The sequence below is a fragment of the Methylibium sp. genome, assembly GCF_031393925.1.
GTDB lineage: Bacteria > Pseudomonadota > Gammaproteobacteria > Burkholderiales > Burkholderiaceae_C > Methylibium.
Window position 1 is genome coordinate 42,035 of sequence record NZ_JANMWL010000038.1, and the last position, 8,343, is coordinate 50,377.

General features: G+C 62.1%; 17 protein-coding genes and 1 pseudogene. All 18 read right to left on the bottom strand.

The features are described from left to right. Nucleotides 1-13: 13 nt before the first annotated feature. Nucleotides 14-409 carry a 30S ribosomal protein S8 gene (gene rpsH, locus RMO12_RS02735; RefSeq protein WP_309625349.1) on the bottom strand — a complete coding sequence of 132 codons (396 nt, stop codon included), beginning with the start codon at nucleotides 407-409 and terminating at the stop codon, nucleotides 14-16. Nucleotides 410-439: 30 nt separating this feature from the next. Then, the gene (rpsN, locus tag RMO12_RS02740; protein ID WP_309625348.1) at nucleotides 440-745 is read right to left on the bottom strand and encodes a 30S ribosomal protein S14; all 306 of its coding nucleotides are present in this window, start codon (nucleotides 743-745) and stop codon (nucleotides 440-442) included. 8 nt (nucleotides 746-753) lie between these two features. Then, nucleotides 754-1,329 carry a 50S ribosomal protein L5 gene (gene rplE / locus RMO12_RS02745; protein ID WP_309625347.1) on the bottom strand — a complete coding sequence of 192 codons (576 nt, stop codon included), beginning with the start codon at nucleotides 1,327-1,329 and terminating at the stop codon, nucleotides 754-756. Nucleotides 1,330-1,343: 14 nt separating this feature from the next. Continuing rightward, nucleotides 1,344-1,661 carry a 50S ribosomal protein L24 gene (gene rplX / locus RMO12_RS02750; RefSeq protein ID WP_309638112.1) on the bottom strand — a complete coding sequence of 106 codons (318 nt, stop codon included), beginning with the start codon at nucleotides 1,659-1,661 and terminating at the stop codon, nucleotides 1,344-1,346. A gap of 19 nt (nucleotides 1,662-1,680) precedes the next feature. Continuing rightward, nucleotides 1,681-2,049, bottom strand: coding sequence for a 50S ribosomal protein L14 (gene rplN, locus RMO12_RS02755; RefSeq protein ID WP_309625345.1), 369 nt, complete (start codon nucleotides 2,047-2,049; stop codon nucleotides 1,681-1,683). A 223-nt stretch (nucleotides 2,050-2,272) separates the two neighbouring features. After that, nucleotides 2,273-2,782: a peroxiredoxin gene (locus RMO12_RS02760; RefSeq protein WP_309625344.1), complete on the bottom strand. Its 510-nt coding sequence runs from the start codon at nucleotides 2,780-2,782 to the stop codon at nucleotides 2,273-2,275. Between the two features lie 107 nt (nucleotides 2,783-2,889). Continuing rightward, nucleotides 2,890-3,180 (bottom strand): 30S ribosomal protein S17, encoded by a 291-nt coding sequence (gene rpsQ / locus RMO12_RS02765; RefSeq protein WP_309625343.1) that lies wholly within the window; start codon nucleotides 3,178-3,180, stop codon nucleotides 2,890-2,892. Next, complete coding sequence (rpmC, locus tag RMO12_RS02770) at nucleotides 3,177-3,377, bottom strand: 50S ribosomal protein L29 (RefSeq protein WP_309625342.1); 201 nt, start codon at nucleotides 3,375-3,377, stop codon at nucleotides 3,177-3,179. The genes rpsQ and rpmC overlap by 4 nt, the downstream gene beginning before the upstream one ends. A 20-nt stretch (nucleotides 3,378-3,397) precedes the next feature. Next, the gene (gene rplP, locus RMO12_RS02775) at nucleotides 3,398-3,814 is read right to left on the bottom strand and encodes a 50S ribosomal protein L16 (RefSeq protein WP_309625341.1); all 417 of its coding nucleotides are present in this window, start codon (nucleotides 3,812-3,814) and stop codon (nucleotides 3,398-3,400) included. Nucleotides 3,815-3,816: 2 nt separating this feature from the next. Beyond that, a complete protein-coding gene (gene rpsC / locus RMO12_RS02780) occupies nucleotides 3,817-4,716 on the bottom strand; it encodes a 30S ribosomal protein S3 (protein ID WP_309638113.1) in 900 nt (299 codons plus the stop codon). A gap of 13 nt (nucleotides 4,717-4,729) precedes the next feature. Continuing rightward, complete coding sequence (gene rplV, locus RMO12_RS02785; protein ID WP_309638114.1) at nucleotides 4,730-5,059, bottom strand: 50S ribosomal protein L22; 330 nt, start codon at nucleotides 5,057-5,059, stop codon at nucleotides 4,730-4,732. Nucleotides 5,060-5,072: 13 nt separating this feature from the next. Next, nucleotides 5,073-5,348, bottom strand: a complete 276-nt coding sequence (rpsS, locus tag RMO12_RS02790) for a 30S ribosomal protein S19 (protein WP_309638115.1) — start codon at nucleotides 5,346-5,348, stop codon at nucleotides 5,073-5,075. A gap of 12 nt (nucleotides 5,349-5,360) precedes the next feature. Further along, nucleotides 5,361-6,185, bottom strand: a complete 825-nt coding sequence (rplB, locus tag RMO12_RS02795) for a 50S ribosomal protein L2 (RefSeq protein ID WP_309626011.1) — start codon at nucleotides 6,183-6,185, stop codon at nucleotides 5,361-5,363. Further along, nucleotides 6,185-6,508 carry a 50S ribosomal protein L23 gene (gene rplW / locus RMO12_RS02800; RefSeq protein WP_309626010.1) on the bottom strand — a complete coding sequence of 108 codons (324 nt, stop codon included), beginning with the start codon at nucleotides 6,506-6,508 and terminating at the stop codon, nucleotides 6,185-6,187. The genes rplB and rplW overlap by 1 nt, the downstream gene beginning before the upstream one ends. Continuing rightward, nucleotides 6,505-7,125, bottom strand: coding sequence for a 50S ribosomal protein L4 (gene rplD / locus RMO12_RS02805; protein WP_309626009.1), 621 nt, complete (start codon nucleotides 7,123-7,125; stop codon nucleotides 6,505-6,507). Before rplD ends, rplW begins: the two co-directional genes overlap by 4 nt. Then, nucleotides 7,125-7,796, bottom strand: coding sequence for a 50S ribosomal protein L3 (gene rplC / locus RMO12_RS02810; protein ID WP_309638116.1), 672 nt, complete (start codon nucleotides 7,794-7,796; stop codon nucleotides 7,125-7,127). Before rplC ends, rplD begins: the two co-directional genes overlap by 1 nt. Nucleotides 7,797-7,876: 80 nt before the next feature. After that, nucleotides 7,877-8,191 carry a 30S ribosomal protein S10 gene (gene rpsJ, locus RMO12_RS02815; RefSeq protein ID WP_309638117.1) on the bottom strand — a complete coding sequence of 105 codons (315 nt, stop codon included), beginning with the start codon at nucleotides 8,189-8,191 and terminating at the stop codon, nucleotides 7,877-7,879. A gap of 9 nt (nucleotides 8,192-8,200) precedes the next feature. After that, nucleotides 8,201-8,343: pseudogene (gene tuf, locus RMO12_RS02820) on the bottom strand (elongation factor Tu); the annotation flags it as partial.

An 8,343-nucleotide genomic window follows, 5' to 3' on the forward strand; every position in this document is an offset into this window, starting at 1 on the left:
TGGCTCCTTCCCGTCAAGCGACGTAGCACAGAACTTCGCCGCCGATACCGGCAGCGCGGGCCTTGCGGTCCGTCATCACGCCCTTGGGCGTGGTGACGATCGCGACACCCAGGCCATTCATGACCTGCGGAATCTGGTGACGGCCCTTGTAGACGCGTAAGCCAGGACGACTGACCCGCTCGATCCGCTCGATCACCGGACGTCCGGCGTGGTACTTCAGGCCGATTTCAAGTTGTGGCTTCTCGCCATCTCCCTTGACGGCGAATGCGTCGATGTAGCCCTCGTCCTTGAGGACCTGGGCGATCGCGACCTTCAATTTCGACGACGGCATCGTCACAGCCGGCTTCTCCACCATCTGCGCGTTGCGGATGCGGGTCAGCATGTCGGCGATGGGATCACTCATGCTCATGGGTTTGCTCCTGTACGTTCGCCAGCCGGCTTACCAGCTGGCCTTGACGAGACCGGGGATATCCCCCTTGAACGCCAGTTCACGGATTTTGTTACGGCCCAGGCCGAAGGTGCGGAAAGTGCCGCGCGGGCGGCCGGTCAAACCGCAGCGATTGCGTAGGCGCGTCGGATAGGCATTGCGTGGCAGCTTCTGAAGTGCGAGGCGAGCGGCATAGCGCTCCCCCTCCGGGCGCTTGAAGTCATCGATGATGGACTTGAGTTCAGCGTACTTCTTCGCGAATTTCGCAACCAGTTCTTCCCGCTTCAGCTCACGCTGTTTGATCGAAGTCTTTGCCACGGGTCACCTCAGTTCTTGAACGGGAACTTGAATGCGGCGAGAAGCGCCTTGCATTCGTCGTCGGTCTTCGCGGTCGTGGTGAAACTGATGTTCAAGCCCCGCAGCGCATCGATCTTGTCGTACTCGATCTCTGGAAAGATGATCTGTTCCTTGACGCCGACGTTGTAGTTACCACGCCCGTCGAACGCGCGCCCCGAAATACCGCGAAAGTCACGCATGCGTGGCAAAGAAATTGTCACGAAGCGGTCGAGGAACTCGTACATGCGCACACCGCGAAGCGTGACCATGCAGCCGATCGGCACACCGTCGCGAATCTTGAAGCCGGCGATCGCCTTTTTGGACTTCGTGACCACCGGCTTCTGACCGGCGATCTTGGTCAGGTCGCCGACGGCGTGGTCCATGACCTTCTTGTCCGAGACGGCCTCGCTCACACCCATGTTGAGCGTGATCTTGGACAGGCGCGGCACCTGCATCACCGACTTGTAGCCGAACTTCTGCACCAGGTCCGGGATGACCTTCTCGCGAAAGAACTGCTGAAGGCGCGCCGGGTGAGGCGCCGTTTTTTGAGTCTGCTTCTGAGCCATTGCTTACCTCGGCCTCAAGCCTTGAGCTGTTCGCCGCTGGACTTGAAGATGCGCACTTTTTTGCCGTCGTCCAGAAGCTTGATGCCGACGCGGTCGGCCTTGCCGGTCGCGGCGTTGTAGATCGCGACGTTCGACTGGTGGATCGGCATGGTCTTATCGACGATGCCGCCGGTCGCACCCTTGAGCGGATTCGGCTTGAGGTGTTTCTTCACGATGTTGACGCCTTCGACCAACAGATGGTCAGCGTCGACGCGGGATGCAACGGAGCCCCGCTTGCCTTTGTCGCGACCGGTCAGCACGACGACCTGGTCACCCTTGCGAATCTTGTTCATAGGTTTACCTTGCTGCCGCTCAAAGAACCTCGGGAGCCAGTGACACGATCTTCATGAAGCGCTCGGTGCGCAACTCGCGCGTCACCGGCCCGAAGATGCGAGTGCCGATCGGCTCGAGCTTGGCGTTGAGGAGCACGGCGGCATTGCCGTCGAACTTGACCAACGAGCCGTCTTGGCGGCGGACGCCCTTGGCCGTGCGCACGACGACGGCGCTGTAGATCTCGCCCTTTTTGACCCGACCGCGCGGCGCAGCCTCCTTGATGGAGACCTTGATGACGTCACCGATGCCGGCGTAACGGCGCCTGGAGCCGCCAAGCACCTTGATGCACATGACGCTCTTGGCGCCGGTGTTGTCCGCGACGTCGAGCCGCGATTGCATTTGGATCATTGTGTTGTCCCCAACTTGTACCGCGCGCTGCCCAGGAGGGCCTCTTGCGGTCAGTCTTGGTCCCGTCATCAGGCGCCAAAGCGTTTCCGCAAAGGCGCCCTCTGCTTGGGGCGATGTCTGGTCGGATCAAGAGAGGCTGGTTTTGTCGGTGCAAACCGGCAACCCCTGCGCCCAAAACCGACCTCAGCGAAGCCGCAGATTATCTGCGGTGTAAATTCTGCTGTCAAGCCAACTTGGCTTGTCCCAGCAAAGTCTGGGCGTCGCTCACTTCAAACTTGCCTGGCCCTTCGACGTTGAGCGTTTTCACCACACCATCGTCGACCAGCATCGAGTAGCGCTGCGACCGCAAGCCCATACCCCGCGAAATGAGATCCAACGTCAGCCCCGTGGCCTGCGTAAAGGCTGCGCTGCCGTCGGCCATCATGCGTACCTTGCCGGCGGTTTTCTGATCTCGGCCCCAGGCGCCCATCACGAAGGCGTCATTGACCGAGATGCACCAGATTTCGTCGACACCCGCCGCCTTGAAGTCTGCAGCGTACTTCACGAAGCCCGGCACGTGCTGCGCCGAACAGGTCGGCGTGAAGGCGCCTGGCAGCGCAAATACCGCAATCTTTCTGCCCTGGGTCAGCTTGTCGATTTCGAAACTGTTGGGGCCGAGCGAACAACCGTCGCCTTCGACCTCGACGAACTCCTGCAACATGCCCGAGGGCAGCTTGTCGCCAATTTTGAGCATCTCGTGTCTCCTTTCGGTCCATCAACGAGAAACGACCGAGCGCCAGCATGCCAACGCTTCGGTCGCACGGATCGCGTGGCGGTAAAATTCCGCGACAACGATCAGATTCAGACGATGCGCGCCTTTTCAATCAAGCGCGTCGCGACCCAGGCTTTCGTCTTCGAAATCGGGCGGCCCTCGGCGATCTCGACCATGTCGCCCATCTTGTATTCGCCCTTTTCGTCATGGGCGTGGTACTTGCGGGAACGGGCCACGATCTTGCCGTAGAGCTCGTGCTTGATGCGACGCTCCACCAGCACCGTGATGGTCTTGGTGCGCTTGTCGCTGACCACGCGACCCACCAGGGTGCGCGTGTTCGTGAGGGCCGGGGACGAGGTGTTTTGCTGAGTCGGCGTCATTGCGCGGCTCCCTTCTTCTTCTCGGCCAGGATGGTCTTGGCGCGAGCGATGTCGCGGCGGGTGGCGCGCAGACTGGCGGTATTGCCCAACTGCTGCGTACCCTTTTGCATGCGAAGGCCGAAGTGCGCCTTGAGCAGGTCCTTGACCTCTTGCTCGAGCGCGACCACGTCCTTGGCGCGAAGATCAGATGCTTTCATGTGTTGACTCCTGCGCGCCTCTAAGCGCCGATCTGGCGAGCGACGAAAGTGCAACGCAGTGGCAGCTTCGCAGCGGCCAGTGTGAACGCCTCGCGAGCGAGCTGCTCGGGCACGCCATTGATCTCGTAGAGCACCTTGCCGGGCTGGATCTCGGCAACGTAGTACTCCGGGTTGCCCTTGCCGTTGCCCATGCGGACTTCGGCCGGTTTTTGCGAGATCGGTTTGTCGGGAAAGATGCGGATCCAGATGCGACCACCGCGCTTGACGTGACGCGAAATCGCACGGCGCGCGGCTTCGATCTGGCGCGCCGTGAGGCGACCGCGTTCGGTGGCCTTGAGACCGAAATCGCCGAACGACACATTGGCGCCACGCGTGGCGATGCCGGTGTTGCGGCCCTTTTGTTCCTTGCGGAACTTACGGCGAGCGGGTTGCAGCATGTTTATTCTCCTTTCGCGTCGGTTGGCGTCGGCGCCGGGGCCTTGCGCACTCGCTTGACCGCCGGCTTCGAGGCGTCCGCGCCGGCTTCGGCCGGCTTGTCGGTGGCTGCGCCCGGCGCCGCGCTCACGGCGTCGGTTCGCGGTCCGCGCGGTCCTGGGCGTGCACCATCGCGTGAGGGCGGGCGACGGTCACCCGCCGGGCGGTCGCCACGCGGGCCGCGGCGACGGCGATCATCGTCGCGCTCTTCGGTCTTGATGACAGGCGCGTCACCATTGGCCAGACGGTCGCCGCGATAGACCCAACATTTGACGCCGATGATTCCGTAGGTTGTCTTGGCTTCGGAGAAGCCGTAGTCGATGTCGGCGCGCAGGGTGTGCAGCGGCACACGGCCTTCGCGGTACCACTCGGTGCGGGCGATCTCGATGCCGTTGAGACGACCGGCGCTCATGATCTTGATGCCCTGCGCGCCCAGGCGCATGGCGTTTTGCATCGCGCGCTTCATGGCGCGACGGAACATGATGCGCTTTTCGAGCTGCTGGGTGATCGAGTCGGCAATCAACTGGGCATCGATTTCTGGCTTGCGCACCTCTTCGATGTTGACGGCGACCGGCACCTTGAGGCGCCGCGTGAGCTCGGCCTTCAAGTTCTCGATGTCTTCGCCCTTCTTGCCGATCACCACGCCCGGACGCGCCGAGTAGATCGTGATGCGGGCGTTCTTGGCAGGGCGTTCGATGAGGATGCGGGAGACCGCAGCGCTCTTCAGGCGCTTCTTGAGGAACTCGCGCACCTCGAGGTCTTCGGCGAGCATGCCGGCGAAGTTGCGGTTCGACGCATACCAGCGAGACGACCAGTTGCGAGTGACCGGCAGGCGGAAACCGATCGGATGAATCTTCTGTCCCATGAGCTTCCTGCCTTTAGTTGCCGACGGTCACGAAAATGTGGCAGGTCGGTTTGCTGATGCGGTTGCCGCGACCCTTGGCGCGCGCAGAGAACCGCTTCAGGGTCGCACCCTGCTCGACATGAATCGTCTTGATCATCAATTCGTCGATGTCAGCACCGTCGTTGTGCTCGGCATTGGCGATTGCGGACTCCAGCGCCTTCTTGATGATGAGGGCGGCCTTCTTCTGCGTGAAATTCAGGATGTCCAGCGCCTGGTCGACCTTCTTGCCGCGAACCAGGTCCGCCACCAGGCGGCCCTTGTCGACCGACAGGCGGACGCCACGAACGATTGCTCGGGTTTCCATTGCGGTGAGTCCTTTACTTCTTCGCCTTCTTGTCCGCCGGATGACCCTTGAACATGCGGGTCAGGGCGAACTCGCCGAGTTTGTGGCCGACCATCTGGTCGGTCACGTACACCGGCACGTGTTGCTTGCCGTTATGCACGGCGATCGTCAGACCGATGAAGTCCGGCAGGATCGTCGAGCGACGCGACCAAGTCTTGATCGGCTTCTTGTCCTTGATCGCAACGGCCTTCTCGACCTTGGCAACCAGGTGATGGTCCACGAAGGGACCTTTCTTCAACGAGCGAGACATCTGCGGCGCCCCTTACTTCTTGCGACGCGAGACGATGAACGTCTGCGTGCGCTTGTTGCTGCGAGTGCGGTAGCCCTTGGTCATCGTGTTCCAAGGCGACACCGGCACCTGGCCCTCGCCGGTGCGGCCTTCGCCGCCGCCGTGCGGGTGGTCGACCGGGTTCATGGCGACGCCGCGGACAGTCGGGCGAATGCCCTTCCAGCGGATCGCACCGGCCTTGCCGTACTGACGCAGGTTGTGCTCTTCGTTGCTCACCTCGCCGATGGTCGCGCGGCACTCGATGTGAATCTTGCGGACCTCCCCAGAGCGCATGCGCACTTGCGCATAGGTGCCTTCACGTGCCAACAGCGTGACCGACGTGCCCGCTGAACGCGCGATCTGCGCACCCTTGCCGGCAAGCAATTCCACGCAATGCATGGTCGAGCCCACCGGGATGTTGCGAATCGGCAGCGTATTGCCGGCCTTGATCGGCGCCTCCGAGCCAGACAGCACGGTCGCGCCCACTTCAAGCCCACGCGGCGCAATGATGTAGCGGCGCTCGCCATCGGAGTAGCAGATCAGCGCGATATGAGCGGTGCGGTTCGGGTCGTACTCGATGCGCTCGACCTTGGCGGCGATGCCGTCCTTGTTGCGCTTGAAGTCGACCACCCGGTAGTGGTGCTTGTGGCCACCGCCCCTGTGGCGGATGGTGATGTGGCCGTTGTTGTTGCGCCCGGAGTTTTGCTTTTGCGGCTCCAGCAGCGACGCCTCGGGCTTGCCCTTGTGCAAGTGCGAATGCACCACCTTCACCACGGCGCGGCGGCCGGGCGAGGTCGGTTTGACTTTGACGACAGCCATTACGCGGCCTCCCCGGAGAAGTTGAGCTCTTGGCCCGGCTTCAAACAGACATAGGCTTTGCGAATGTTGTCGCGACGACCGACGCTGCGACCGAAACGCTTCGTCTTGCCCTTGACGTTCACGACCGAAACCTTGTCGACCTCGACCTTGAACAGCAGCTCGACGGCGGCCTTGATCTCGGGCTTGGTGGCGTCCTGCAGCACCTTGAAAAGCACTTGGTTGTTCTTCTCAGCAACCGCGGTGGCCTTCTCGGACACGATGGGCGCGACAAGCACCTGCATCAGCCGGTCTTCGGTGGGCTTTTTCTTGGCGGCGACCCTCATGCCAGCATCTCCTTGAGCTTGTCGATCGCGCCCTTCGTGACCAGCACCTTCTTGTAGAAGACCAGCGACAGCGGATCCGCGTAGCGCGGCTCCACCACCAACACGTTGGCGAGGTTGCGCGAGGCGAGGAACAGGTTCTCGTCCACGACGTCCGAAATCACGAGAACCGACTCCAAGCCCATGGCCTTGAACTTGGCGGCCAGCGCCTTGGTCTTGGGGGAGTCGACCGTGATCGAGTCGACCACGGCGAGACGCCCATCACGAGCAAGCTGCGAAAAGATGGCGGCCATGCCGGCGCGGTACATCTTCTTGTTGACCTTGTGGCTGAAGTTTTCGTCTGGGCTGTTCGGGAAGATCCGACCGCCTCCGCGCCACAAGGGCGACGAAGTCATGCCGGCACGCGCGCGGCCCGTGCCCTTTTGGCGCCACGGCTTCTTGGTCGAATGCTTGACGGCCTGGCGGTCTTTCTGGGCGCGGGTGCCCTGACGGGCATTGGCTTGATAAGCCACCACAACCTGGTGCACGAGCGCTTCGTTGTAGTCGCGGCCGAAAACCGTGTCAGGTGCATCCACCGTCGAAGAGGCTTGGCCCTGGTCGTTGAGGAGCTGGAGTTGCATCAGTTCGTCCCCTTCTTGGCCTTGGCCTTGACGGCAGGACAGACGGTCACGAAACCGTTCTTCGCGCCCGGCACTGCGCCGCGGACCAGCAGCAATTGACGCACCTCGTCAACGCGCACGATGTCGAGGTTTTGCGTAGTGCAGGTCGCATCACCGCGATGACCGGACATTTTCTTGCCCGGAAACACGCGCCCCGGATCCTGCGCCATCGAGATCGAGCCGGGTACGTTGTGCGAACGGCTGTTGCCGTGCGACGCGCGCTGCGACTTGAAGTTGTGGCGCTTGATCGTGCCCGTGAAGCCCTTGCCAATAGAGGTGCCCTGCACGTCGACCATCTGGCCTGCCGCGAACATCGTCACCGCCAGCGTGCTGCCGGGCTTGAACTGCCCGGCGACGTCGGCACTGACGCGGAACTCGCTCAGGATTTCACCGGCTTCAACACCCGCCTTGGCGAGGTGTCCGGCTTGCGGCTTGTTCACGCGCGATGCTTTGCGTGTGCCGAAGGCCACCTGGATGGCGCTGTAACCGTCGGTGGCTTCGGTCTTGACCTGGGTGACGCGGTTGTTCGACACGTCGAGCACCGTCACGGGAACGGCATCGCCGTCGTCCGTGAAGATGCGCATCATGCCCACCTTGCGCCCCAGCAAACCGAGCTGGTTGCTCAGACTCATATTGGCTCCAATGCCCCACATCGATTGGCGGGGCTGATGAGTAAAAAAGAGCAGGGCGGCATAGCCGCCCGCTCTCCTTCTTATTGTAGCTTGATTTCGACGTCCACACCGGCTGGCAAGTCGAGCTTCATCAGCGCGTCGACAGTCTTGTCGGTCGGGTCGATGATGTCCATCAGGCGCTGGTGGGTGCGGATCTCGAACTGGTCGCGCGAGGTTTTGTTGACGTGCGGCGAGCGCAGGATGTCGAAGCGCTGCATGCGCGTCGGCAGGGGCACAGGGCCCTTGACGATGGCGCCGGTGCGCTTTGCGGTATCGACGATCTCGATCGCCGACTGGTCGATCAACTTGTAGTCGAAGGCCTTCAGGCGGATGCGGATTTTCTGTTTGGTGGCCATGATCGTTCCTTATTCCAAGATCTTGGCCACGACGCCGGCGCCGACGGTGCGCCCACCCTCTCGGATGGCAAACCGCAGGCCTTCTTCCATCGCGATCGGGTTGATCAGCTTCACAGTGATGCTGACGTTGTCGCCCGGCATCACCATCTCCT